This window comes from Bradyrhizobium sp. (assembly GCF_035273305.1).
In the GTDB taxonomy this organism is placed as follows: Bacteria; Pseudomonadota; Alphaproteobacteria; order Rhizobiales; family Xanthobacteraceae; genus Bradyrhizobium.
Genome location: NZ_DATEPI010000302.1, coordinates 1 through 25,211 on the forward strand (window position 1 = coordinate 1; position 25,211 = coordinate 25,211).

At 60.3% G+C, this 25,211-nt stretch carries 25 protein-coding genes and 2 pseudogenes; 22 read left to right on the plus strand and 5 right to left on the minus strand.

Features of this window, described 5'->3' with window-relative positions:
- A partial coding sequence (locus VJV58_RS19800; RefSeq protein ID WP_324139064.1) for a Bug family tripartite tricarboxylate transporter substrate binding protein occupies positions 1-539 on the plus strand: 539 nt, incomplete at its 5' end.
- Positions 540-1,500: 961 nt separating this feature from the next.
- A pseudogene (locus VJV58_RS22425) lies at positions 1,501-1,628 on the plus strand (PEPxxWA-CTERM sorting domain-containing protein); the annotation flags it as partial.
- Positions 1,629-2,511: 883 nt separating this feature from the next.
- Here the strand turns inward: VJV58_RS22425 and VJV58_RS19810 are convergent.
- On the minus strand, positions 2,512-3,939 hold the full coding sequence (locus VJV58_RS19810) for a methyl-accepting chemotaxis protein (RefSeq protein ID WP_324139066.1): 1,428 nt from the start codon (positions 3,937-3,939) through the stop codon (positions 2,512-2,514).
- 57 nt (positions 3,940-3,996) lie between these two features.
- On the minus strand, positions 3,997-5,754 hold the full coding sequence (locus VJV58_RS19815) for a methyl-accepting chemotaxis protein (protein ID WP_324139067.1): 1,758 nt from the start codon (positions 5,752-5,754) through the stop codon (positions 3,997-3,999).
- 203 nt (positions 5,755-5,957) lie between these two features.
- Between VJV58_RS19815 and VJV58_RS19820 the strand changes: the two genes are divergently transcribed.
- The 5 genes from VJV58_RS19820 to ybgC all read left to right on the plus strand — a co-directional run bounded on the left by VJV58_RS19820 (position 5,958) and on the right by ybgC (position 9,446).
- Positions 5,958-6,704 (plus strand): YebC/PmpR family DNA-binding transcriptional regulator, encoded by a 747-nt coding sequence (locus tag VJV58_RS19820; RefSeq protein ID WP_324139068.1) that lies wholly within the window; start codon positions 5,958-5,960, stop codon positions 6,702-6,704.
- A 93-nt stretch (positions 6,705-6,797) separates the two neighbouring features.
- Positions 6,798-7,325, plus strand: coding sequence for a crossover junction endodeoxyribonuclease RuvC (ruvC, locus tag VJV58_RS19825; RefSeq protein WP_324139069.1), 528 nt, complete (start codon positions 6,798-6,800; stop codon positions 7,323-7,325).
- Positions 7,322-7,939, plus strand: coding sequence for a Holliday junction branch migration protein RuvA (gene ruvA, locus VJV58_RS19830; RefSeq protein WP_324139070.1), 618 nt, complete (start codon positions 7,322-7,324; stop codon positions 7,937-7,939). The genes ruvC and ruvA overlap by 4 nt, the downstream gene beginning before the upstream one ends.
- Positions 7,936-8,982 carry a Holliday junction branch migration DNA helicase RuvB gene (ruvB, locus tag VJV58_RS19835; RefSeq protein WP_324139071.1) on the plus strand — a complete coding sequence of 349 codons (1,047 nt, stop codon included), beginning with the start codon at positions 7,936-7,938 and terminating at the stop codon, positions 8,980-8,982. Before ruvA ends, ruvB begins: the two co-directional genes overlap by 4 nt.
- A 62-nt stretch (positions 8,983-9,044) precedes the next feature.
- Positions 9,045-9,446, plus strand: a complete 402-nt coding sequence (gene ybgC / locus VJV58_RS19840) for a tol-pal system-associated acyl-CoA thioesterase (protein ID WP_324139097.1) — start codon at positions 9,045-9,047, stop codon at positions 9,444-9,446.
- Positions 9,447-9,541: 95 nt separating this feature from the next.
- Here ybgC and VJV58_RS19845 read toward each other — a convergent pair whose 3' ends face one another.
- Positions 9,542-10,186, minus strand: coding sequence for a glutathione binding-like protein (locus VJV58_RS19845; RefSeq protein WP_324139072.1), 645 nt, complete (start codon positions 10,184-10,186; stop codon positions 9,542-9,544).
- 69 nt (positions 10,187-10,255) lie between these two features.
- On the opposite strand from VJV58_RS19845, the gene VJV58_RS19850 reads away from it, so the two are divergent.
- Positions 10,256-10,900, plus strand: coding sequence for a TetR/AcrR family transcriptional regulator (locus VJV58_RS19850; RefSeq protein WP_324139073.1), 645 nt, complete (start codon positions 10,256-10,258; stop codon positions 10,898-10,900).
- A 27-nt stretch (positions 10,901-10,927) separates the two neighbouring features.
- On the opposite strand, the gene VJV58_RS19855 is transcribed toward VJV58_RS19850, so the two are convergent.
- Positions 10,928-11,893, minus strand: a complete 966-nt coding sequence (locus VJV58_RS19855; RefSeq protein ID WP_324139074.1) for a glyoxylate/hydroxypyruvate reductase A — start codon at positions 11,891-11,893, stop codon at positions 10,928-10,930.
- A gap of 129 nt (positions 11,894-12,022) precedes the next feature.
- On the opposite strand from VJV58_RS19855, the gene VJV58_RS19860 reads away from it, so the two are divergent.
- The 4 genes and pseudogenes from VJV58_RS19860 (at position 12,023) to VJV58_RS19875 (ending at position 14,722) form a co-directional block, all read left to right on the plus strand.
- Positions 12,023-12,391, plus strand: coding sequence for a YciI family protein (locus VJV58_RS19860; RefSeq protein WP_324139075.1), 369 nt, complete (start codon positions 12,023-12,025; stop codon positions 12,389-12,391).
- Positions 12,388-13,659 (plus strand): RNA polymerase sigma factor, encoded by a 1,272-nt coding sequence (locus VJV58_RS19865; RefSeq protein ID WP_324139076.1) that lies wholly within the window; start codon positions 12,388-12,390, stop codon positions 13,657-13,659. Before VJV58_RS19860 ends, VJV58_RS19865 begins: the two co-directional genes overlap by 4 nt.
- A 79-nt stretch (positions 13,660-13,738) precedes the next feature.
- On the plus strand, positions 13,739-14,272 hold the full coding sequence (locus VJV58_RS19870; protein WP_324139077.1) for an SRPBCC family protein: 534 nt from the start codon (positions 13,739-13,741) through the stop codon (positions 14,270-14,272).
- A 39-nt stretch (positions 14,273-14,311) separates the two neighbouring features.
- Positions 14,312-14,722 (plus strand): annotated as a pseudogene (locus VJV58_RS19875) (VOC family protein).
- Positions 14,723-14,787: 65 nt separating this feature from the next.
- On the opposite strand, the gene VJV58_RS19880 reads toward VJV58_RS19875, so the two are convergent.
- Positions 14,788-15,228, minus strand: a complete 441-nt coding sequence (locus VJV58_RS19880; RefSeq protein ID WP_324139078.1) for a hypothetical protein — start codon at positions 15,226-15,228, stop codon at positions 14,788-14,790.
- Positions 15,229-15,436: 208 nt separating this feature from the next.
- Here VJV58_RS19880 and VJV58_RS19885 point away from each other — a divergent pair, with 208 nt between their 5' ends.
- The 10 genes from VJV58_RS19885 to VJV58_RS19930 all read left to right on the plus strand — a co-directional run bounded on the left by VJV58_RS19885 (position 15,437) and on the right by VJV58_RS19930 (position 25,069).
- The gene (locus tag VJV58_RS19885; RefSeq protein WP_324139079.1) at positions 15,437-15,805 is read left to right on the plus strand and encodes a nuclear transport factor 2 family protein; all 369 of its coding nucleotides are present in this window, start codon (positions 15,437-15,439) and stop codon (positions 15,803-15,805) included.
- A 157-nt stretch (positions 15,806-15,962) separates the two neighbouring features.
- Positions 15,963-16,379 (plus strand): YciI family protein, encoded by a 417-nt coding sequence (locus VJV58_RS19890; protein WP_324139080.1) that lies wholly within the window; start codon positions 15,963-15,965, stop codon positions 16,377-16,379.
- Positions 16,380-16,427: 48 nt separating this feature from the next.
- On the plus strand, positions 16,428-17,147 hold the full coding sequence (locus VJV58_RS19895) for a TetR/AcrR family transcriptional regulator (RefSeq protein WP_324139081.1): 720 nt from the start codon (positions 16,428-16,430) through the stop codon (positions 17,145-17,147).
- Between the two features lie 105 nt (positions 17,148-17,252).
- Positions 17,253-17,729, plus strand: coding sequence for a DUF2852 domain-containing protein (locus VJV58_RS19900; protein ID WP_324139082.1), 477 nt, complete (start codon positions 17,253-17,255; stop codon positions 17,727-17,729).
- Between the two features lie 339 nt (positions 17,730-18,068).
- Complete coding sequence (gene tolQ, locus VJV58_RS19905; RefSeq protein WP_324139083.1) at positions 18,069-18,782, plus strand: protein TolQ; 714 nt, start codon at positions 18,069-18,071, stop codon at positions 18,780-18,782.
- A gap of 36 nt (positions 18,783-18,818) precedes the next feature.
- Positions 18,819-19,265: a protein TolR gene (gene tolR, locus VJV58_RS19910; RefSeq protein ID WP_324139084.1), complete on the plus strand. Its 447-nt coding sequence runs from the start codon at positions 18,819-18,821 to the stop codon at positions 19,263-19,265.
- Between the two features lie 7 nt (positions 19,266-19,272).
- On the plus strand, positions 19,273-20,217 hold the full coding sequence (locus tag VJV58_RS19915) for a protein TolA (RefSeq protein ID WP_324139085.1): 945 nt from the start codon (positions 19,273-19,275) through the stop codon (positions 20,215-20,217).
- Positions 20,218-20,239: 22 nt separating this feature from the next.
- Entirely contained in the window at positions 20,240-21,604 is a 1,365-nt protein-coding gene (gene tolB, locus VJV58_RS19920; RefSeq protein ID WP_324139086.1) for a Tol-Pal system beta propeller repeat protein TolB, read from the plus strand.
- Between the two features lie 227 nt (positions 21,605-21,831).
- Positions 21,832-24,162: a putative bifunctional diguanylate cyclase/phosphodiesterase gene (locus VJV58_RS19925; RefSeq protein WP_324139087.1), complete on the plus strand. Its 2,331-nt coding sequence runs from the start codon at positions 21,832-21,834 to the stop codon at positions 24,160-24,162.
- Between the two features lie 169 nt (positions 24,163-24,331).
- Positions 24,332-25,069 carry an N-acyl amino acid synthase FeeM domain-containing protein gene (locus VJV58_RS19930; RefSeq protein ID WP_324139088.1) on the plus strand — a complete coding sequence of 246 codons (738 nt, stop codon included), beginning with the start codon at positions 24,332-24,334 and terminating at the stop codon, positions 25,067-25,069.
- Positions 25,070-25,211 lie beyond the last annotated feature (142 nt).

Consider the following 25,211-nt stretch of genomic DNA (forward strand, 5'->3'; position numbering starts at 1 on the left):
CCTATGCCAAGGCAAATCCGGGCAAGCTCACTTACGGTTCAGGCGGCGTCGGAGGCATCACCCACATCACCGCGGAGTTGTTCAAGCAGGAGGCCGGACTCGACATTCTGCACGTACCCTATCGCGGCGTCGCCCCCGCGATCACCGATCTGCTCGGTGGCCAGGTGCAGCTTCTCTTTACCAATCCGGCGCCATTGGTCGGGTACATCAGCAACGGCAAGATGCGCGCGCTCGGGATAACCACGGCGACGCGATCGGAAGCGCTGCCGGACATCCCCGCGATCGGTGAATTCGTCACTGGTTATGAGGCGAGTTCCGTGTTCGGGCTCGGCGCGCCAAAGGGAACGCCCGCCGAGATCATCGCGATGCTGAATAAGGAGGCCAATGCTGCGCTCTCCGATCTCAAGTTCAAAACGCGGCTTGCGAATCTGGACGGCAACGCTCTCCGCGGCTCCCCCGCCGATTTCGGCAGGCTTATGGCCGATGAAACGATGAAGTGGCGCAAGGTGATACGGCTAGCCAATATCAAGCGGGAATGAGCGTAACCTCCACGTCTTGCGCAGAATTGGAGAGATATTTAACGTGCAAGACATCGCAAATAGGACATCTGCCTTTCAAACAGCGATTTCTGTAAATCTGCTAAATCCGGCCGCCAGCTTTAGCAACGATGTCTTCCTCGCAGCCGGGGATTGCGCCATCCACCTGGGCGATGACGCTCCTCGGCTTCTGCGGCCTAGCCTTCGTGGCGCAGCGACGGAAGCGCTCTCGTCATAGGCTCATCTTCTCGGCAGAACTTTTTGGAAAGCCGCCTCATGCCTCAGGTGGCTTTCGGCTCGACCAAGCTGACTGACATTCGAGCAGCAAGCTAGCGCCGCGTCTCAAAATTTCGCTCGAGAACTGACCGGCCGTGGTTTCTCCGAAACGGCGAGCTGTACTTAATGGGGGATTTTTCCAATGTATATGAGGCCGTTTGGTTTGATCGCAGCGCTGATTGTGTTTGGCGCAGGTTTTGGCGCAATCCCTGCTCACGCGGCGATCCAAATCGACCTGACGATCAACTTCACTCCCGGCGAACCCATCTTTCCTAGCGCCATTCCCGGCGAACCCATTGCCCCTCAGCAAGTGACTGGGGTGCCGTTTTTCACCATCCCGATAATGGGCGGGCTCTCCGATGTGAGCAATTTCTTTGTCGGCGGGTTCGACAGCATCGGTACGCTGACGGCGGCTAATCCGATTTTTACCGGTCACTTCATTCCCAGCGATCCCATCATTCCCGGTAATCCGATTTTTCAGTTTTCATTCTTGGGATCGACAGATGGATTTCCTACCTTCGCCTTTGCGCACGATGATCCTGCAGAAATAAACGGCCCGCCAATCGTCCCACCGTTCATCTCGATCGGTATCTTCGACGAAAGCGGTCCGCCCATTCGCCAGTCAGGAGACATTGTTGCGTTCGACGCGCCAGTCGTAGTCGGCAATTGGAATATCACCATCAATACGGTGGCAGATGTCCCCGAGCCATCCACATGGGCAATGATGATCCTCGGCTTCGCCGGCGTCGGCTTCCTGCGTATCGCCGCAAGCGCAGCGGCGAGGCTCTGGCCGGATTTCACCTGGTGCGGCGATGATGCGGGGCTCCATGGGATGATGCGAGGTTTCATGGATAGAATCGCGCCGATCGGCGCGCCACGCCAACTCTGCTCAGGAGACGGCAGCACTCGATTTGGCTATCGCGAAATCAGTGAGAAGCATTGAGAGCGACCGAGTGATCTTGTTTGCTTGCGGCGTCAGGCGAGGCGATGATTTGCCCGACAGGCTGTTTTTGATTTTGGGTGTCCAGCCCCATTTGCAAAAATATATTTCTTCCGATTCGTCCCAAATCAAATCCATAACCGCGCCGTCTCGTCCCACAGAGGGGCGGCTCGCGATCGTCACGAACGCGGGGCGAGATGCGGTGGACGCTGATGTGCTGCGGACGAACAGCGCGTGAGGCGGACGGCGAAGTCGTGTGGTTCTGACGCCTCGACGCTGGCGTTCAAGTTAGTGAGAGGTATCTCACCGGCGACGGTGACAACAAAGCCCGATCACCGGGAAGATCACGAAGGAAACCGTTAAAACCATTGCGCAGGGAAGGCCGGGTTTCTCCGGTGATCCTGTAGTGACTACCTCGTGTGCTTCTTTATTTCGCACGCGAGACTACGGGTGCAACGGAGCATCCGGCTTTCCCTGCGCCCTCTGAATTTCAGATGCGGCTTTACCCTTGGTAAAACTCGCGCGTACCGCGCGGCGAGATCGCGGAGGTGTGGGTTTTGCGCGACGAAATTGGAGAGATATGCGGGAAGGCTGCGGCGCACTCCATCCGTCCCCCTTTGTGCCCTTTTGTGGGAGGGCGGGCACATCGTGAGCAGAGCGAACGCAACGAAGCAATCCAGCTTTCCTGTTTGGTCGATCCGTGGATTGCTTCGCGAGCGCCCGCAATGACCGCTACAACCAATTCCGTTCACCTCATGCTCAGGATTGCCGGAAGCCCATGCGGAAGGCGCCCCAATGCCGACCGCGAACACGAATCGGCGAGGAGAGATCTTTCATCAGAACGAAATTGCCGCCGCCCATGTCGCGGCGGTAGGTTTGCAGCAGAAAGGATTTGGTGTTGGCCGCTACCTTCTTCACCGCCCGATCATTGAACAGCCGCTTGTTACGGCAATTCGCGTTATTCCAGACCGGGTCAGGACCTTGCGGCAGCCGATAGTTCGGATTGTGTGTTGGAAGATATCCGCCTTTCGCCCATGCGACGCAGAACACGATGCGCGGATCGATCTTCTGAATAGGGTCCTGTATCGCCGGCAGTACCCGGTCGGTGAATGCGACATAGTCAGTGAGGTATTGTTTGGGATTGGTGCCGGGAATTTCGCGGTAGTTCTCATCCATCAACTGTTCGAGCCGGATCTCGCCGCGGTCGATGCCGGTTTCGAACGCCTCGGAAATGCGCCTCGCGGTCTCGATGACGACCTGGATCAGGGGCGTGTCCGAGGTTTCGACGCCACTGCACGCGATCAGTTCGATGAGCCCCTCGGAGGTTTCGAGAAGTCTTGCGACCCTCTGATCCGCGTTAGTCAGATCGGTCGACGACAGATCGACGCCCTTTGCGAGATTGCACAATTCCTCAATCACCATGTCGCAGTGGGCGAGATTCGAAGTGGCGGCCTTGGCGACTTCATCGATCTCGCAGCCGACCGCGTTGAAGCCGTCCTGCACGCGGACGATAATTCCCTGAATTTGCTGCGCGCCGTCCCCGGCACTTTTGGCCCGCAGCGAGGCATCGCCGCTCTCGCGGATCAGGTTGCCGACCTGGCCATCGAGATCGCGAACTGTCTCGCCGATCAGTTGCGTCGCCTGTCGCGTGGCTTCGGCGAGGCTCTTTACTTCGCTCGCGACCACGGCGAAGCCTCTCCCGGCGCTTCCGGCGCGGGCAGCTTCAATGGTCGCGTTCAGGGCAAGCAAGTTGGTTTGCTTGGCGATCGCCTCGATCGATCCGGACACCCTGGCAACTTGCGCAAGCGCAGTTCCGACCGCGCCAAGGCGATGTTCGATGCGACCGACAGCCTCGACCAGTTCAGCAATGTGCTGGACCGCGGTTTCCACCGTGACGCGCGATTGCGTGATTTCACCGACGGCGGAGGTGGTCGCAGACTGAACCGCCTGGGACGCGCTTGCGATGTCGTGGTTGGCGGCGACCATGATCTCCGCCGTCTTCTGCAGATGGCCGAACCGCTCAGACTGGTCGGATACCCTGCTGGCAACTTCTTGCAGGTTTCCAGCGACATCCGCGAGTTCGACGCCGAGACCGCCGATGCGGTTCGCGAGCTGATCGACCAGACGTTCAGTTTCCGAGGTAACGGCTGCAACATGTTGCAAGTCGACAGGCCGCGCAACCGCCATCACTTCATCCCCCCGGAAACATCAATAGTCTTCAGAGCCTTCCAGATGGCCGTGTTCTCAAAGCTTGTAGGCGGTGCGGAAGCCACCCCAATGCCGACCATTGACGCGGATCGGGACATCGATCTCGCGCATCATAATCGTCTTGCCGTTCCCCATGTCGCGCGCGTAACTCTGGATCAGGTAGGACCGCAGATTGCGACCGGCGGCGAGACCGGCGGCATCGTTGAAGATACGGCGGTTGCGGCTGTTGGCGGTGTTCCAGACCACATCGCCGGCGCGCTGCGGATGCGAGTAGATCCTGTTGTGCACCGGCAGATAGCCGTTGCGATCGATCATGACGCAGAACACCATGCGCGGGTCCTTGGCCAGGAAATCTTCTTGAAACGGCGGCAGCGCACGGTCGGCCCAGCCGAGAATCCGGGTGCGGTGCTGCACCGGGTTGGTGCCGGGGATTTCGACATAGTCCTCGTCGAACATGTCTTCGATCGAGATTTCGCCGCTGACGACACCGTTCTCGAAAATCCTGGTGAGCTCAGTGCCGGCCTGCATCGCGCGGGTCACGAATTCGGTGTTCTCGTCGTGGATCGACCAGAGCTTGTCTTCGATCTTCTCACCCAGGGCCGCATCCAGCGCTTCGAACCGCGCGTGCACGCCGGCCCTTGCGTGCTCGGTGATCCGTATTCGGCATGCGCCCACGTCCTGCAGGCTGGCAGTGACGATCTCGTTAACCGGCAGTGCCGCGGCATTCGCCCCGGAGATCAGGATGCCTTCCATGGAAATCTCGTAAACCGCCGCCATGATCGGTCCCTGTCGGGTCTGGATTTCGATCTTGAGGTTGCATGGCAGCCGATCGCGCCGGCGCTGATCCTGCCGTGCATCCTGGTGCATCAGCACGGCGCAGCGGGATTTGAGTTTCTGCGCGAACATGGTCACGGCATGGCCGGCGCTGGCGACGAGTTCGCCGTGCGTTTCGGCTTGCCTGGCCGCGCTATCGATTTCGGAAGCGCTGTCGCCGACCGAGACAATGAAACGGGACGCGGTCGCGACGTTTTTGGACATCGCGTTAGTGGTGTCATTCTGCTCAGAGACCGCGCCGTTGACGTTTTCGAATACAGGCCGGATCGCCTCGATCGCCTGCGCGATCCGATGCACCGCATCGACCGAACCGGCGGCGTCCTTTTGCAGGGCCTCGATCTTCCTGGTGATCTCCTCGGTGGCGTGCTGGGTTTGCACCGCCAGCGCCTTGACCTCGGATGCTACGACCGCGAAGCCGCGCCCGGCCGAACCCGCACGCGCCGCCTCGATCGTGGAATTGAGCGCCAGCAGCGTCGTCTGCTTGGCGATGTGGGCGATCAGGTTGACGACATTGCCGATCGCGGCCGAAGACTCGCGCAGCCGATCCACATTGGCGCTGGCTTCGCGCGCGGCGGCGCTGGCCTGGTCAGCCAGTTCACTCGCGCCGCGCACCTGTGAGCCGATGCCTTCAGCCGAATGCGTGAACTTCTCGGCGGCCTGCGCGAACATGGTCGCGGTGCTGTGAGCGGAGCTGGTGTGTCCGGTCAGGGCGTCGGTGCGCTGCCGAATCGTGCTCAGCGTCGCGGCGGTGGCCTCGGCGCCGCCGGCCACGGATTTGGCCGCTCGTTCCAGCTGGCGGATCATCGCGCCCAGTTCGAGTTCGAGCAATTCGAGGATCGCTTTGGCGGAATCATCTTCCGAGGCGGTGGAAGCAGCGGCTGGTGCTGCCGGCACGGGCGCGGCGGCAGCCGTCGGCGCCATTGGCTCCGGCGGACGCCTTCGAAACAAACCGAGCGCCATGGGCCCCTCTCTACAGAGCTTGTCGTGAGGCGGTGATGGTCGCATCGGGACATGAAATCATGATTAACGACTGCCTCATTCGCAGGCAGCGGAGAGTATCTTTATACCGAAATCGCTCGCCAATCTTTGATTCAACCAGTTCATCGGCCTATAACGCCGCCCTTTCCAGCATCGTATACCGCACGAAACTCCAGAGAGACCGCATGGCCGGACATTCCCAGTTCAAGAACATCATGCATCGCAAGGGCCGGCAGGATGCCCAAAAATCGAAGCTGTTCAGCAAGCTGGCGCGGGAAATCACGGTGGCTGCCAAAATGGGCCAGCCCGATCCGAGCATGAACGCGCGGCTGCGCGCCGCGATCATTTCCGCCCGCCAGGAAAACATGTCGAAAGACTCGATCGAGCGCGCGGTGAAAAAAGCGGCCGGCGCCGAAGGCGAGAACTACGATGAGATTCGCTACGAGGGTTATGGTCCGGGCGGCGTTGCCGTCATTGTCGAGGCGCTCACGGACAACCGGAACCGCGCCGCTTCCGATATCCGCTCCTACTTCACCAAGGCGGGAGGCAATCTCGGCGAGACTGGATCGGTCGCCTTCATGTTCGACCGCACCGGCGTGATCGAATATGACGCCAGCGTCGCCTCCGGTGATGCGATGCTGGACGCGGCGATCGAGGCCGGCGCCGATGATGTTTCGTCAGGCGAAAACGGCCACGAAGTCTATGCTTCACCGGAGACCTTCCGCGATGTCGCCAAAGCGCTGGAGGCTAAATTTGGCGAACCGCGAAAAGCGGCGCTGACCTGGCGGCCGCACAATACCGTTCCGGTGGACGACGAGACCGGCGAAAAGCTGCTGAAGCTGATCGATCTTTTGAACGAGCATGACGACGTCCAGAACGTCTACGCCAATTTCGAAGTGTCCGACGCGCTGGTCACGAAAATGGGCGGCTGAAGCCGACGGATCGCATAATGGATCAGCTGTTTTCGCGGCTCATGACAGCCGGCGTCTATTTCGCCGGCCCGCCCCCGGCGTTATCACTAACCGATGACATCAATGCCGATTCGCCACCCCGTCCGCATCATGGGCATCGATCCGGGCCTGCGCCGCACCGGCTGGGGCGTGATCGAGCTCGACGGCAACCGGCTTGCTTTTGTCGGCTGCGGGTCGGTGGAACCGGCCGAAGGGCTGCCGCTGGCGAGCCGGTTGCTGGCGATCCATCATGGGCTTGCCGGCGTGCTCGGCAGTTTTAATCCGGCCGAGGCCGCAGTCGAACAGACTTTCGTCAACAAGGACGGCGCCGCCACGCTGAAGCTTGGACAGGCGCGCGGCGTTGCCATGCTGGCGCCGGCGATGTTCGGGATTTCGGTTGCGGAATACGCGCCCAACCAGGTCAAGAAAACCGTGGTCGGCGCCGGCCATGCGGACAAGAACCAGATTCTGGTGATGCTGAAGATCCTGCTGCCGAAAGCCGAACCAAAATCGCCGGATGCCGCCGACGCGCTCGCCATCGCGATTACCCACGCGCACCACCGCCAAAGCGTGGCGCTGCGGCTGAAAGTCCTTGAGACATGATCGGAAAATTGAAAGGACTGATCGACAGCTATGGCGAGGATTTTGTCATCCTCGACGTCGGCGGCGTGGGCTATCAGGTGCATTGCTCTGCCCGCACGCTGCAGGCCTTGCCGACGCTCGGCCAAGCTGCGGTGCTGTCGATCGAGACCTATGTGCGCGAGGACCAGATCAAGCTGTTCGGCTTTCGGAGCGACGTCGAGCGCGAATGGTTTCGATTGTTGCAGACGGTGCAGGGCGTAGGCGCCAAAGTGGCGCTGGCGGTGCTTGGCACCTTGCCGCCATCGGATCTCGCCAATGCTATCGCCCTGCGCGACAAGGCCGCGGTGACGCGCACCCCCGGCGTCGGTCCGAAAGTGGCGGAGCGCATCGTCACCGAATTAAAGGACAAGGCGCCGGCGTTTACCAACATCGATCCGGCGCTGGTGCACCTGTCGGGCGCTATCGACGATCAACGCGCGCCGCGCCCGGTCACCGACGCGATCTCGGCGCTGGTTAATCTCGGCTATGGTCAGCCGCAGGCGGCGGCCGCGATTGCCTCGGCCTCGCGCAGCGCCGGTGAGAACGCCGAGACCGCGCAGCTGATCCGGCTCGGCCTGAAGGAGTTGGCGAAGTGAGCTCCCGCATCGTTACTCCCGAACGCCGAACCGAGGACGTGCCTGACACCGCGCTTCGACCACAGTTGCTGTCGGAATTCGTCGGCCAGGCGCAGGCGCGCGCCAATCTCTCGATCTTCATCGAGGCGGCGCGCAAGCGAGGCGAGGCGCTTGACCATGTGCTGTTCGTCGGTCCGCCGGGCCTTGGCAAGACCACGCTGGCGCAGATCGTCGCGCGAGAACTCGGAGTTGGCTTCCGAGCCACCTCGGGACCGGTGATCGCAAAGGCCGGTGATCTGGCGGCGCTTCTCACCAATCTCGAAGAGCGCGATGTCTTGTTCATCGATGAAATCCATCGGCTCAGCCCGGCCGTGGAGGAAGTGCTGTATCCGGCGATGGAGGATTTTCAGCTCGACCTGATCATCGGTGAGGGACCGGCCGCGCGTTCGGTCAAGATCGAGCTGGCGAAATTCACGCTAGTTGGCGCCACCACGCGGGCGGGCCTGCTGACCAATCCATTGCGCGACCGCTTTGGCATTCCGGTGCGGCTCAATTTCTACACCGAGCAGGAGCTGGAAAAAATCGTCAGCCGCGGCGCGCGCGTGCTCAACATCGGCATGACGCCGGATGGCGCCAACGAGATCGCGCGCCGGGCCCGCGGCACGCCGCGCATCGCCGGACGTTTGTTGCGGCGAGTTAGGGATTTTGCGTCAGCCGCGGACGCAATCTCGGTCGACCGCAAGATCGCCGATCATGCGCTGAGCGCGCTCGAAGTCGATGCCGCCGGGCTTGATGCCATGGACCGGCGTTATCTCACCACAATTGCGACGAACTACGGTGGCGGTCCGGTCGGCGTCGAGACCATGGCGGCGGCGCTATCTGAGCCGCGCGACGCGATCGAAGACATCATCGAACCGTTCCTGATCCAGTGCGGCTACCTGCAGCGCACCCCGCGCGGACGGTTGCTGACCTCGCACGCCTTCCGCCATCTCGGCCTAGCCGAGCCCGCGCGCGATCCGGCGCAGTTCGGATTATTCGGTGGCGGCACAGAGGATGACTCGTGAGCGAGTCTGCTCCGTCGCTCACCGCTCATCTGGATGGTGCGATTCGCGATGGCCGGCACCACATGCAGATACGCGTCTATTACGAGGACACTGATTTCTCGGGGATCGTCTATCACGCCAACTATCTGCGCTTCATGGAGCGAGGCCGCACCAATCATTTGCGGTTAAAGGGCGCAGAACAACACGCACTGTTTGCGGAAGCGCAGGCGGAAAGGCCGGGCTTTGCGTTTGTGGTGCGTTCGATGCAGATCGACTACCTCAAGCCGGCCCGGATGGACGATGTGCTGGACATCGTGACCTGGACGCTAGCGGTAAAGGGCGCTTCGATCTCGCTGGCGCAAGAGGTGCGGCGCGGCGCCGACGTTCTTGTCAGCGCTCAGGTGCGCGTCGCCTTCATCAGCGAAGGGCGCGCGCAGCCAATTCCGAAAGCGCTGCGGCTGCTGCTCAAAGCCGACATCAGCTAGCCATCGGCTGATACAAACACATGATCCATTTGAGCAATGCGCAATCCATTATCGCCGTCCCGGCAAGCGCCGGGACGACTCGTGCGAGGTGGCGTTCACGCCGCCGCCTTGTGCCGCGCAAGTTCGGCCTGGTACAGCTTGAACTCCTCGGCAATCGCCCGCGCTATGCTGGGCCGGGCGCGCAGGCGGTCGTAGTAGGCTTTCACCGTTGGCCACTTGGCGAGTTCGATCGGCGGCGTCGCCATGGTCCAGTTGATCACCGTCACCAGGTACGCATCCGCGACGCTGAAATGGTCGAGCAGGAATTCGCGATCCTTCAGATAATTCTCGAGATAGTCGAGGCGCGAAAGCCCCTTGCCGAGAACATAGGTCTTCACCTCGGGCGGTGCCTTCTTGTCCAGAACCGGCACGAATAATCCCTTGTGCAGCTCCGTGCCAATGAAGCAGAGCCATTGATGCAACCGGCTCCGCTCGATGCCCGATACGGCCGCGATATTCGCTTGCGGAAATCGGTCGGCAACGTGTTGCAGGATCGCTGCATTCTCGGTGAGCACGAGACCTTCGTCGGTGCGCAAGGTCGGCACCAATCCCAGCGGATTAACGGTCCGGAAATCGGAGCCGTCGCTCTGCACAATTTTGGTCTTGGGATCGACCTCGAGATAATTCGCGTGGGCGCCAGCCTCGTAAAGCGCGATACGGGTCGCCATCGAGCAGGCGAGCGGAGAAAAATACAGGTCCATGGATACCTCCTTGCTTGTATTTTGTACCGTCTCGCATAATATGTACTTCGTCAAGGTATTTTTTGCGAAATGGTACAAAAAATCAAAAAGCCTGTGGTGAAGCCCGATTCCACGGCGAAACGGCGCGGGCGGCCGCGCGCCTATCAGCCCGAACTCGCGCTAGGCAAGGCGCTCGATCTGTTTCGCAAGCACGGTTTTGCAGCGACCTCGCTCGACGAGCTCAGCGCCGCGACCGGCATGAACCGGCCAAGCCTCTACGGCGCGTTCGGGGACAAGCGCGAACTCTATATCAAGAGCTATGCGCGCTATCGCGCCGATGCGCGCGCTGCGATGCAGGAAATTTTTCGGGATGAGCTGCCGATTCGCAAACGGCTGGAGCGCATCTTCGCGGTGGCGCTCGACATCTACCTTTCCGGTGAGGCCGGGCCGCGCGGCTGCTTCACGGTCATGACGGCGGCATCGGAGGCTGTGGCCGATCCGGAAATTCGCGCGCTAGTGCTGGAAGGATTTTCGGAACTCGACGACGCCTTCGCTAACTGCTTCCGCATAGCGAAGAAAAAGCACGAGCTTCCAGCATCCGCCGATCCTGTCGTTCTGGCGCAACTGGCGTCTGCGACCATCCACACTATCGCGATCCGCGCTCGTGCCCGCGTGCCACGCAAGCAATTGGAGGCTATCGTAAGGGGCGCGATTGATCTGATGCTACGGGCCTAACGGATCGGCACGTTTGCGCGATCATGCTCAATACCCCCGCACCGGATCGACGAGATTTTCCAAAGCGCCACCGGCTTCAAAGCGTTCGATCTGGCCGGCGACATACTTCGATATCTCATCGGGATCGGTGTCCGCCGCGTTGTGCGGCGTCAGCACGACCTTTGGATTAGTCCAGAACGCACTGTCGGCGGGAAGCGGCTCCTGCGCGAATACGTCCAGCGACGCGGCGCCGAGCGTCCCATCATCGAGGCATTGAAGAATGTCGGGTTCATTTTGCAGTCCTCCACGTCCGGCGTTGATCAGCACCGGCGCGCCCATTGGGCTGCTGCGGTTGAGCGTTGCGAACAGTTGGCGATTGAGGATGTGCCGCGTTTCCGGCGTGAGCGGCAGTAGGCAGACCAGAATGTCGGTGCGTGCGAGAAAATCGTTGAGCTGCTCATTGCCGTGGAAGCAGGTGACGCTATCGAGTCGTTTTGGATTCCGGCTCCAGCCCGACACGCGGAAGCCAAGATACCGCAGTGCCCGGGCGGCATTCGATCCGAGCGTGCCCAGGCCCATGATGCCGACCGAAATCGCCGCCGCCGGCCATTGGTACTTCGGCGCCCAGAGCTTCTCGCGCTGGCTCGCCCTCAGATAAAGCTCCTGCCGATGATGCATCAGCACATGCAGCACGATGTATTCCGTCATTCGAGCGGTAAGATCGCCAACGGACACCCGAACCAGCGGCACCTTCGGCAGCGTGGCGTCGGCTATCAGCGCGTCGACCCCGGCCCCGAGATTAAAGATCACGCGCAAATTCGGAAATCCCGCGAGCTCGCCCGGATGCGGCTTCCACACGGCGGCGTAGCTAATTTCATTGGAGTCGCAGGCCGCGTCGGGCAGCAGCCAAACGCGGCGATCATGGCATGCCTCGTCAAATCGGCGCTTCCACCGCACCGGCGACCAGTTCTCTGTGCCGCCATGAATGAGCAGGGCCAACGTTCCCTTATGCATGCGATTGTTGCCTTGAGGTTCGAATTGCCGGGAACATTAGCGGCTTGTGTTTTTGCCGCAAAATACTTCCACTATCCTGTCGGAAACGCTCTCGCCCATTCGTCCTCGAATCAAACGGGAACATAGCCCATGCTCTATGCCATCCTTTGCTACCACGATGAGGACTTCGTCGGTTCCTGGACCAAGGAGCAGGACGGCGCCGTCATGAAAAGACTTGCCGTCGTGCAGGAGCAACTGACCAAGCAGGGCCGGCTTGGACCAGTGGCACGGCTATTGCCGACCACATCGGCGGCGACGCTGCGCAAGGATGATCCGCCGATCGTGCTCGATGGTCCGTACGCCGAAACGAAAGAACAGTTGCTGGGCTTCTACATCGTGGACTGCAAAAATCTCGACGAGGCGGTCGATGTTGCGCGCGATCTCGGCGCCGCAAATCCCGGCGGCGCGTATGAAATCCGCCCGGTCGGCGTGTTTCAACCCGGAGTTACCCTGAAATGACCGACACTGCCTGGATTGATGCCGCGCTGACATCGGCGCGTCCCCAGGCTGTCGGCGCGCTCCTGCGCTATTTCCGTAATCTGGATACGGCGGAGGAGGCTTTTCAGAATGCCTGTCTGCGCGCGCTGAGGAGCTGGCCGCAAAACGGCCCGCCGCGAGATCCGGCGGCGTGGCTGATCATGGTCGGCCGCAATGTCGCGATCGACGAAGTACGGCGCAATCGGAAGCAGGAGCCGCTGCCGGATGACGAAGCCATCTCCGATCTGGACGACGCCGAGCAGGCGCTGGCCGAGCGACTCGACGGCTCGCACTACCGTGACGACATCTTGCGCCTGTTGTTCATCTGCTGCCATCCCGATCTGCCCGCGACCCAGCAGATCGCGCTCGCCTTGCGCGTGGTTTCCGGGCTGACGGTCAAGCAGATTGCACGTGCGTTCCTGGTCTCGGAAGCGGCCATGGAGCAGCGCATAACCCGAGCGAAATCCCGGGTGGCGGATGCCAGTGTGCCCTTCGAGACGCCGGGCGCTGTGGAGCGCGCGGAGCGGCTATCGGCTGTCGCCGCCATGATTTACCTGATCTTCAACGAAGGCTATTCGGCAAGTGGCGACACTGCCGAAAGCCGCAGCCCGCTGTGTGAGGAGGCGATCCGGCTGGCGCGACTGTTGTTGCGTCTGTTCCAGAGCGAGCCCGAGATCATGGGACTGACCGCGCTACTGCTGTTGCAGCATGCGCGAGCCGCTGCTCGCTTCGACGCCGATGGCATGTTGGTGTTGCTTGACGATCAGGATCGCTCGCTGTGGAATCAACAGATGATCGCCGAGGGAGTGGCCTTGATCGACAAGGCCATGCGTCATCGGCGTAGCGGCCCCTATCAGATCCAGGCGGCGATTGCGGCGCTGCATGCCCGCGCAGCCAGGCCCGAAGATACCGACTGGACTCAGATCGATTTGCTTTATGGCGCCCTGGAAATCATGCAGCCATCGGCGGTCGTCACACTCAATCGGGCGGTCGCGGCATCCAAAGTGCGCGGGGCGCAAGCAGCGCTTGAAATGATCGAACCGCTGGCCTCCAGGCTTTCGAATTATTTCCATTACTTCGGGGTGCGCGGCGCGTTCCTGATGCAACTCGGGCGCAATGACGAAGCCCGCGTTGCATTCGATCGCGCGATTGCGCTCGCCAACACCTCGGCGGAAGCTGCTCACATCCGAATGCATCTCGATCGACTGATGCGCGACAGCGCGCCCAGCGAAGCCCGGCTCTCAAAATAATATCTCGTTGGGTGTCGGATTGCGCCTCCGCCGTTCGTCCTCTCCATAAATCACCGAAATTTCAAAACTGGAGGGTGCCATGTTTGAGATCACCGCCGTGATTGTCGCGGCTGTCGCCGTCGCTGTTGCAATCATTTTGATCCTCGCTGCGATCAAGCCCGGCAGGTTCAGCATCCGCCGCGATATTGTGGTGCGAGCGCCCGCGGAAAAGATTTTCCCTTTGATCGCTGATTTTCACCGATGGGGAAGCTGGTCACCGTACGAGAGCAAGGATCCCGCGATGAAGCGGACCTATGGCGGGGCTGCAAGCGGCAAGGGCGCGGTCTATGCGTGGGAAGGTAACAAGAATGTGGGATCCGGCCGCATGGAAATTACCGACGCGTCGGCGCCGTCAAAAGTCGTAATCAAGCTCGATTTTTTTGCCCCGTTCGAAGCCCACAACACCGCCGAATTCACAATGCTGCCGCAGGGCGATGGCACCAGCCTGACATGGCTGATGCACGGTCCGGCGCCTTTCATCTCCAAGCTGATGCAGGTGTTCATGAACATCGACAAAATGGTTGGGAAAGATTTCGAAGTCGGTCTCGCCAACCTGAAAAAGCTTGCTGAATGACAACCGAAGTTTCGAAGCGCCAACTAGCAGGAGTAAACCATGCAGCTCAATCCCTACCTGTTCTACAACGGCAACTGCGAAGCCGCCTTCAAGTATTATCAAAAGGTGCTCGGCGCGAAGATCGAAGCGCTAATGACCCACGAGGGCGCGCCGGAATCGATGCCGACCCCGCCTGAGTGGAAAAAGAAGATCTTGCACGGCAGGATCACGATCGATGGCTAGGTGTTGATGGCCTCTGACTCGCCTCCGGGTCACTTCAATCAGCCGCAGGGTTTCTCAGTCTCGCTGACCGTCAACGATCCCGCGGATGCGGACCGCAAATTCAAGGCGCTCAGCGAGGGCGGAAGCGTCAACATGCCGTTCGGGAAGACGTTCTTCGCCAAGGGTTTCGGCATGTGCGTCGATCAGTTCGGGATTCCGTGGATGGTCAATTGCCCACTCGAGGGTTGAGGCTCTGTCCTTTGCCGATCGAGAACCGCCGGCCGCTATTCCGGATCATACTTTAGGTGTTCCGGTTAGCGGCACCTGGGGTAAATTGCAGCGAGTTCGCGCCCGCGCAGCAGCAGCAGGCGCGAGTTCAATCCGCCTCGGCGGAGTATCCAGTCCCGCACCGGTGCTGGATATGCCGCGAGCACCAGGGCAGACGCTTCCGGCTCGGCATATGTGCGCCCCTGTCGGTCAACCGAACGAGCGCCGTGGAATCCGAGAATAGCGCGGCGCGTGACGCAGATGCGGTCGTTCGGCACCATGTCGAGCACCAGCGTGCAGGCGGACAGGCAAGGCCCGTCGATAACGACGCGCTCACCCGATGCCCGCACGCGCTCGAAAAGCTGGAGGAATGGGCCAACCTCGCCGCCCGGGCTGGCGAGAATGCGAACGTCGGCATGCGCGCCAGTCAGTGTGAGAGCAAATAGCGCCGCTGCCGCGAAAAATGTTTTCAAGAGCGCGTTCTTCATGGCCGGCTCCCCCTGATAAATGAGCGAGGTACTCAACGGCGGTTCGCACGATAAGGTTCCAATCATATATTCGCGAGAGCGCGCCTCAGCCTCTGGTCGATAGATGGCAAGGCCGAACCAACCTAGCGTTTTCGTCGGTTGCGCAGGGTGGGCAATCCGATGCGATGCGGCGTATGCACTGCGACAGCGACTAACGGAAGGGATTGCGATGTCCGACGTCGACAAAGAAAAAATTATACGCACCCTGTTTGCAGCCTATTTGACCGACAACCGCAAGGCTGTCGAAGACGTCTTTGCTGCGGATTTTCGCTTTACCAGTCCGTACGACGACCGCATCGACAAGCGCACCTATTTTGAGCGCTGCTGGCGCAGCAGCAACTGGATCGAGCGGCACGACTTGGAAAGGATTGTTGTCCAGGAAGACGACGCTTTTGTCACTTACAAATGCGTGGCCAAAGGCGGCAAGAGCTTTCGCAATACCGAATTCTTCGAGTTCGAAAATGACAAGGTCAAACGCATCGATGTCTATTTTGGTGCGACGTACCAGGACGGAGCCTTTGTCAAACAACCCGCCTAGGCGGTTGCTAGGAGCCACGTTTGCGGGAAAATCCTCAGCGGGGCCACGTCCGAAATATTTCCAAGGCTATGTCGGCGCCACTGATATTTGATCGTCTTGAACACGAGCACCGGTTCACCGCCGGATCTACTGAAGCGAATCTCAAGGGAGCCTGACAATGCGATTCATGATGCTGATGATTCCGAAAGGCTATGAGACGGCGGCGCCGGGGACTATGCCTCCCGCAGATGCCGTGGCCGCTATGATGAAATATAACGAGGCGCTGAAAGAGGCCGGCGTGCTGATCACGCTCGACGGATTGCATCCGCCATCGATGGGCGCGCGGGTCTCGTTTTCAGGCGGCAAGCCGGTCGTGACCGACGGTCCGTTTGCAGAAGCCAAGGAAGTGCTGGGCGGATACTGGATGATCGATGTGAAGTCGCGCGACGAGGCAATCGCCTGGGCCAAGCGCTGCCCCGCCTCCAACAACGAAATCATCGAGATTCGACAGGTGCAGGAAATGGCGGATTTCCCGGCCGATGTTCAGGCTGCGGCGGCCGGATTCTCCGAATTGCAAGGAAGTTCTGGACGTTAACCATGCCGCTAGTGACCTTTGCGCCGGGCTCATGTAAAAGTCTTTCACATGAGCTGGCGCAAGGAACAGCGCCGCGCCGAGCGCGGCTATCATCACGGCAATCTCAAAGAAGCGCTGCTGCAGGCGGCGCTGGGATTGATCGCGGAAAAGGGCGCGGCTGGTTTCACCTTTGCCGATGCCGCGCGGATGGCCGGCGTAAGCCCGGCGGCGCCATACCGGCATTTTCGCGATCGTGACGAACTGCTTTCCAGCATCGCGCAACGTGGCTTCGAGCAATTCGAGACGGTACTTGCAGAGGCGTGGGATGACGGCCGGCCCGACACTCTCACCGCATTCGAGCGGGTCGGCAAAGCGTATCTCGCGTTCGCGCGCGAAGAGCCCGCGTTTTATTCGGCGATGTTCGAGTCGGGGCTTCCGATCAACGTCAACCCGAGCCTTATGGCGGCGGGCGAGCGGGCTTTTGCGGTTATCAGGGCCGCCGCCGAGCGACTTGCCGCGCTATCACCGCCCGGAACGCCACGGCCACCGGCGCTGATGATAGCGCTGCACATCTGGTCGATGTCGCATGGCGTCGCGTCATTGTTTGCGCGCGGCGATGCGGCCCGTCGCAAGTTGCCGATGTCCGCGGAGGATCTGCTGGAAGCCGAAGTGCTGATTTATTTGCGCGGACTGGGCTTTCCGACTGACAAGCGCCCTTCTGCGCCAGCCGAGCAGGGTGATCAAAAACCGGCCGGGTTACGCGCGGGGCCCTGGGGTACCGCAAAATAAATTTCGGCGCCGCCGCGGCCGCCCGCTTGACAAAAACGTTGGATGGTTTAGGTATGTAAATGTTATTTACATTCACAACGGCGTGATGCCGTCATGGAGAGGGAAATGGCCTACACCGCAGATGTCAATCGCTGGCGCGGTCCCGATAGTGAGCCCTACCGCCCGCATATGCTGGAGTCTCCCTGGCACCCCGGCTGGATCGCCGTCACTGTGCTCGGCTTCCTGATCTGGTGGCCGATCGGGCTTGCCCTTCTCTTTTTCACACTAGGGAGCAGAAAAATGGGTTGCTGGACTCATCAAGACCGCTGGTCGAACAAGATGGAGCGGATGCAGTATAGGATGGAGCGGATGCGCAATCGAATGGAGCGTCGCGGCTTCCCATTTGGCCCGCCCTCGAGCGGCAATCGCGCCTTCGACGAATACCGGATGGAAACGCTGCGGCGTCTTGAGGAAGAGCAGACTGAGTTTCGCGATTTCCTCGATCGCCTGCGTCACGCCAAGGACAAGGAAGAGTTCGATCAATTCATGGCACAGCACCGGCAGCGGCCGACGCCCCCGCAGGACGGCCAACCCCAAGGCTGAACCCGGCCGAAGCCTCTCAAGTTCCCGACCGCTCGTTTGCGAAAGCAGACGGGCGGTTTTGCTGTGCCGCCGAGTCGGTTCGGAAATGCTCTCGAAAACGGCTCCAGTAACGTAGTATTAACTATGATTGGCGTCTGGTTAGAGGCGTGAATACGCGCCGATAGCCCTCGTTTTGACATGTTGGCAGGGGATGGAAGCCTCGCCTTTGGACCGGCCTCCCATGTGAGAAAACAAGGCTCTCGCGCTGGCGCTTAACGCCGCGCCTGGAGCGCGGCCGCGGAACCGGCAGTTATTTGCTCCCGGCGGACTTGGGACACTTGCGTTGAGAGGATATTGCTTATGAATCCGGCCGACGTGGCTCAGGCAGCCCTGCCGATCGCATCCGCCGACGTGTCGCTGATAGCGCTGTTTCTCCAGGCCCACTGGATCGTGAAAGCGGTGATGATCGGCTTGCTGTCGTGTTCGGTCTGGGTCTGGGCCATCGCGATCGACAAGATCTTTCTGTATTCGCGCACCAAGCGCGCCATGGATCGCTTCGAACAGGCGTTCTGGTCGGGGGAGTCGATCGAGGAGCTTTACCGGGCGCTCTCGGCCAAGCCGACCCAATCGATGGCAGCTTGTTTTGTCGCGGCGATGCGAGAATGGAAGCGGTCCTTTGAGAGCCACGCACGATCCTTCGCTGGCCTTCAAATGCGGATCGAAAAGGTGATGAACGTGTCCATCGCTCGCGAAGTCGAGCGGCTGGAACGCAGGCTACTTGTTCTGGCGACGGTCGGCTCCGCAGGCCCGTTTGTGGGCCTGTTCGGCACCGTTTGGGGCATCATGTCGAGCTTCCAATCGATCGCGGCCTCCAAGAACACCTCGCTGGCGGTGGTGGCGCCCGGCATCGCCGAGGCGCTGTTTGCGACGGCCATTGGCCTCATCGCCGCAATTCCGGCGACTATTTTCTACAATAAGTTCACTTCCGAGGTGAATCGGCAGGCCCAACGGCTGGAAGGCTTCGCGGACGAATTCTCGGCGATCCTGTCGCGACAGATCGACGAGCGGGCATAGGCGGCGGCACTGTGAGCGCATCATGAGCACTCGATCATGGCCATGAACATGGCAGGTCCGTCCAGCGGCGGTGGACGGCGCGGCCGGCGCCGACCCGTGATGGCGGAGATCAACGTCACGCCGATGGTGGACGTGATGTTGGTGTTGCTGATTATCTTCATGGTGTCGGCGCCGCTATTGACGGTGGGCGTACCGCTCGATCTGCCGCAGACCCAAGCCAAGAGCCTTGATCAGGACAAGAATCCGCTGACGCTTTCGGTCAACCTGAAAGGCGAGGTTTTCCTCAACGACACCGCCATCGCTATCAACGACCTGGTCCCGAAATTAAAAGCGATCACCGAAGCGCGCGGCGGATTGGACGAACGCATTTTTGTCCGTGGTGACAAGAAGGTCGACTACGGCACCGTCATGAAGGTGATGGGACGGCTTTCACAGGCAGGCTTCAGGCGCGTAGCGTTGGTGACGGAAGTGGATCAGGGATAGTCCGAAGGTGAAGATCGACAAGACACTGATTGCGTCTGTCGCGCTCCACGTCCTCGTGATCGGATGGGGACTGGTTTCTTTTTCGACGCGCTCGCTCGAGGCGCCGCCGCCGGAGTCGATGCCGGTCGATATCATTTCGGCCGAGCAGCTCTCGAAGATCACGGCCGGTATCAAGACCGGCCAGAAAGAGAATCCAAAACCGCTGGTCGAGAAGGTCGCCGATGCCAGGCCGGCGGAGGACGCGGTTGGCAAGATCACCGAAAAAAAGGAAATCGTGACGGCTTCCGCGCCGGAGCCGCCATCGAAACCAGTTGAAAAACCGGTCAAAAAAGAGCCCGAGCCGCCGAAACCTGTTGTCGAGAACAAGCCCAAGGACGAGCCGAAGCCGATCGAGAAAAAGCCCGATCCCCCAAAGGTGGATCCGATTGCCGAAGCGCTGAAATCGGAAGAGGCCAAGAAGCCGGTGCCGAAGCACGAAGCCAAGGCGCCGCCGCCGCCACCACCGAAGCCGAAGCAGGAGCGCACATTCGATCAATCCAAGATCGCTGCGCTGCTGGACAAGCGTGACCCGACCCGGCAGGCCATCACCGGCGCGGCGCTGAACTCATCGGCGTCGCTCGGCACCACGCGCGGCACCGCTGCGACGTTGTCCCAGTCCGAGCTTGATGCGATGCGCGCGCGCCTGGCGAGCTTGTGGAATGTCCAGCCCGGCATCGAACATCCCGAAGAACTCAACGTCACGGTCCGGATCAGGCTGAACCCTGATCGCCGCCTTGCCGGACCGCCGCAGGTGATCTCGACGGGAAGCTCACCGCGTTATCAGGCGGCGGCGGAAGCTGCCGTCCGGGCCGTGTTGCAGGGCCAGCCCTATACGATGTTGCGGGACGAGAGCTACGACCAGTGGAAATACATGGACATCGATTTTGACCCCAAGCAGATGTTTCGCAGTTGACGATTTTGGAGATGAGCCAGCAATGTCCGTAACGTCGTTTCCGCTTCCTCCGTTGCCGCTCTCCCGCCGTCACATCGTGATTGGCGGCGCCGCCGGTGCCGCGGCTTTACTGCTGCCCTCGTTGGCGGGGGCGCAAACCAAACTGATCATCCCGGAAGGCAACGTCGCGCCGCTTCCGATCGCGATTCCGGATTTCGTTGGAGGTTCGCCTTCTGATGGGGAAGTTGGCGTTGGCGTCACTCAGGTGATCACCAACAATCTCAGGCGTAGCGGACTGTTCGCTCCGATCGATCAGGCTGCCTTCATCGAAAAAATCGTCAACATCGATGCCGCTCCGCAATTCCAGAGCTGGAAAACGATCAACGCACAGGCCCTCGTCACCGGCCGTATGACCCGCCAAGGCGATGGCCGGCTCAAAGCTGAATTCCGGCTGTGGGACGTTGCGGCTGGTCAGCAGCTTATCGGCCAGCAGTATTTCACCTCGCCCGAATACTGGCGCAGAATCGCGCATATTATCTCCGACCAGATTTATGAACGCCTGACTGGAGACAAAGGCTATTTCGATAGCCGCGTGGTGTTCGTCGACGAGACCGGCAGCAAGGAGCGCCGCGTCAAGCGACTGGCCATGATGGATCAGGACGGCGCGAATGTGCGATATCTGACGCGCGGTTCCGATCTCGTGCTGACGCCGCGATTCTCGCCGTCGACGCAGGAAATCACCTACATGGAATTCGGTCAGGGCGATCCGCGCGTTTACCTGTTCAATATCGAGACCGGTCAGCGTGAGATTGTCGGCAATTTTCCAGGAATGTCGTTTGCGCCACGCTTCTCGCCGGATGGACAGCGCGTGATCATGAGTCTCCAGCAGGGCGGCAATTCGAATCTGTTCGTGATGGATCTGCGTTCCAAATCGACCACGCGCCTCACCGATACGCCGGCTATCGATACCTCGCCGTCTTATTCGCCCGACGGCACCCGCATTTGTTTCGAATCCGACCGCGGCGGCCGGCCACAGATTTATGTGATGGCCGCGACCGGCGGACCCGCGCAACGCATTTCGTTCAGTAAGGATGACATCAACGGAAGCTATTCGACTCCGGTCTGGTCGCCGCGTGGTGACTACATTGCTTTCACCAAGCAGGGTGGCGGGCAGTTCTCGATCGGAATCATGAAGCCCGATGGTTCGGGTGAGCGGATCCTCACGTCCGGATTCCACAATGAGGGCCCCACTTTTGCCCCCAATGGCCGTGTGCTGATGTTCTTCCGTGACCCTGGCGGCAACAGTGGACCTTCCCTGTTCACCGTCGATATTTCCGGCCGCACCGAACAGCGGGTACCGACGCCTGGATTCGCATCTGACCCCGCATGGTCACCCCTGCTTTCCTGATGCCGAACTGACGACGTAACCGGGGGGCTCGGAAGCCCTCCGGCATCGCACAATAGCCGCCCTGATGCGACGCGCTTTGCACGATGCTGATCATGTTAGAAGCAATTGATATACATGATCTTTTCAGATCCAGCGACGAAGACAACACCTCGGTAACGATGTTCGCTCAGAAAGACTTCATCTGCGACCGGTAAAAGTACGCGCCGGAGAGGACGCGTACAGCCAAAATGCAGCTCGCAAATCAGAGCGGGGATCCCGATCAGAAAATGTCGCCGTCGATTTACACGGCGCTGGTCGATTCGCTGTTTCAGGATGCCGGTCCGATGTTTGTCGGCGCGCTTTGCGCCGCGGTCGCCGCTGTCATGACTGCCGTGAAAACCGGCAACGTCTGGCTCTGGCCCTGTGTCCTGCTTCTGATCGCGACCGGCGCCTTGCGTGCGCTCGATACTCGCCAGTTTCGTCAGCGCAATTCCGAATTCACGTCAGAAGAAGCCGCGCGGTGGGAACTTCGCTACCAGATGGGCGCTATGCTCTATGCTGCCGCGCTTGGGTTCTGGTGCACCATCGGGCTTTTAGGCAGTAGCGACGCCGTCGCCCACCTGATCTGCATTTCCGTGACGCTCTGCTATGTAGCGGCCGGCAGCGGTCGAACCTACGGTCGGCCGTGGATCTTCCACGTGCAGATGCTGCTGGCTTGCGGGCCGCTGACATTGGCGCTCGCGCTTTATGGAAATCCATATTATTTCGGGATGGCGGTCCTGAACGTGCTTTTCTTCTTCTCGCTGAAGCATATCTCGACCAGCCTCCAAAAAATCTTCGTGCGAGCGCTGATCGCGCGCGAACGCGAGGCCGCGCTCGCCGGCCAATTCGATACCGCTCTGAACAATATGCCGCACGGGCTGTGCATGTTCGCTGCCGATGGGCGGCTGGCGGTGATGAACCACCGGTTCAGCGAGATGATGAATCTCTCCGACGATCTCATGCATCGTGGCTCGACCGCAGCCGATATCGTGGGCGCCTGCGTCAGCGCCGGTACGCTGTCCGCCGCGAGCGGAAAAATGATCATTTCCGAAATCGACGATTCCCAGGCGAGGGACATCACCACCACTGATCCGGACGCCGCGAGCGTGCGCTCGTTCTCGTGGACGTTTCAGCCGATGGCTGGCGGCGGCACCGTCGTCCTCGTGGAAGACATCACTGAACGCAAGATTGCGGAAGCCAGGATCAGCCATCTTGCGCGTTACGACGAGCTGACCGCGCTACCGAACCGCGTCAACTTCCGCGACGAAATCGAACGGCTGCTGGCTTTTTCCAACAGCACAGAACGAATGTCGGCGTTGCTGTTCGTCGATCTCGACCAGTTCAAGCAAGTCAACGATACTCTCGGCCATCCCTGCGGTGACCAGCTGTTGTGCGCCGTCGCCGATCGCCTGCGCGCCATGCTCCGCCCGGAAGATTTCGTCGCGCGTTTCGGCGGCGACGAATTCGTGGTGTTTCAGCAGAACATCAAATCGGCGGAGGAAGCCGCTACCCTGGCGCGGCGAATAGTCGAGCATCTGAGCGAACGCTACCAGGTGGACAATCATCTGGTCGAAATCGGCGCCAGTGTCGGTATCGCGATGGCCTCACCTGAAATCAGCGCCGATACGCTGCTCAAGAACGCGGACATGGCGCTCTATCGCGCCAAGGCTGACGGCCGCGGCACCTTCTGTTTCTTCCGCGATGAGATGGCGCAGACCGTCGAGGCGCGACGCATTCTGGAGCTGGACCTGCGCAAGGCGCTCGCCAAGGAGGAGTTCGAGCTGTTCTATCAGCCGCTCGTCAATCTCAAGTCGGGGCGAATTGGAACCTGCGAAGCGTTGCTGCGCTGGAATCATCCCGTCCGTGGCACCGTTTCCCCGGCCGACATTATTCCGGTCGCCGAGGATATGGGTCTGATTGTCGATCTCGGTCGCTGGATTCTGCGCAAGGCCTGCATGGAATGCATGAAGTGGCCCGAGAACGTCAGCGTTGCGGTCAATTTTTCACCTCAGCAATTCCATCAGCGCGATGTGCTGAGCGAAGTGCGCTATGCGCTTGAGGTATCCGGGTTACCGGCGCATCGGCTCGAAATCGAAATCACTGAATCATCGCTGCTGCGCAATACTCAGCTTACTCACGACGTGCTATCGCAACTCCATACGATAGGCGTGCGAATTTCGCTCGATGATTTCGGCACCGGTTATTCGAGCCTGAGCTATCTGCACAACTTCCCGTTGGAGAAAGTCAAGATCGACCGCTCGTTTCTCGAGGGGATCGACACCGATCGACCGCTGATGCTTCTGCGCGGCGTCGCGCGTCTCAGCACCGATCTGGGAATGTCGGTGGTCGTCGAGGGCATCGAGACCAACGAGCAGCTTGAGTTGATCAGTGCTGATGGCACGGTGAGCGAGGCACAGGGTTATCTGTTCAGTCGTCCGGTGCCCGCGGTGCGAATACGCCAATTGCTCAATGCATCCCACGGGCGGCGGTCGCTCGATGAGCAGGGGACGATGATTCCCGCGCGCTCGATTGCCTAACGCCCAACGACTTCCGTGGAATTTCCTTCCCTCGCTGCTCCTGTCAGCGCGATGTTTCAACCCTCGCAAAGGTTAACCCTAACACCTCGATCTCTTTGCATCGCGGTTAAAATGCGGTTAACCTTTTGCTCTGCTCGCGTGAGTTGCAGGCGGATCTGGGGGGCATCTCATGAGGTTGGCGGCTGAATCCACTGCTCTTGTTCCAGAGCGCAGCACGGACCCGCTTGAACATGTCGACTATCGCCTGGCGACAACGCCCGAGGAAAAAGACAAGATATATCGATTGCGCTACCGCGCTTATCTGCGGGAGGGTGCGATCCTCCCGTCACCATCCGAGCGCGTCATCGATCAGCACGACGACGCACCGAATTCGTGGACGTTCGGCATCTATATACATGGCGAACTTTACAGTTCGCTCCGGGTCACCTTGCTGACATCCGACTGCCGATCGTCGCCGTCTTACGAAATATTCGACGAGATACTGGATCCGGAGTTGGATCGGGGCCGCATCATTGTCGACCCAACGCGCTTCGTTGCCGATCCCGAAAAGGCAAGGCGGTTTCCCGAACTGCCTTACGTGACGGTCAGGCTGGGCTGGCTCGCTTGTGGTTATTTCAATGCAGACCTCGGGCTTGCATCGGTCCGGCCGGAGCACCGCGCCTTCTACCGCAAGGTGTTCCTGCAAGAGCCGCTCGGTGAACCGCGAATCTATTCGGGCCTGTTAAAGCCGGTCGGTCTTATGGCCGCTCACTATCCAGCGATTCGGGAGAAGGTCTTCCAGCGCTTCCCCTATATGCGCTCGAGTGCCTTCGAACGGCGGATGCTGTTTGAACGCAAGAATGCTGCACATGCGGATGCGGTAGTATCCCCGTTCGAGCGCACCTCGATCGTGCCACAGCAATCCTGACCAATAACGCCCGCTTTTCGACCGGACGCCCGGTCGGTACTGACTGAACAGAACCGAAGTTCCCTCTCGGTTTTCCTCAGCCCGTGAGCATTTGAGCCGAAACCGCCGCCGTTTCGCGAGCGGGTGTTGCAGATCGGCTTCG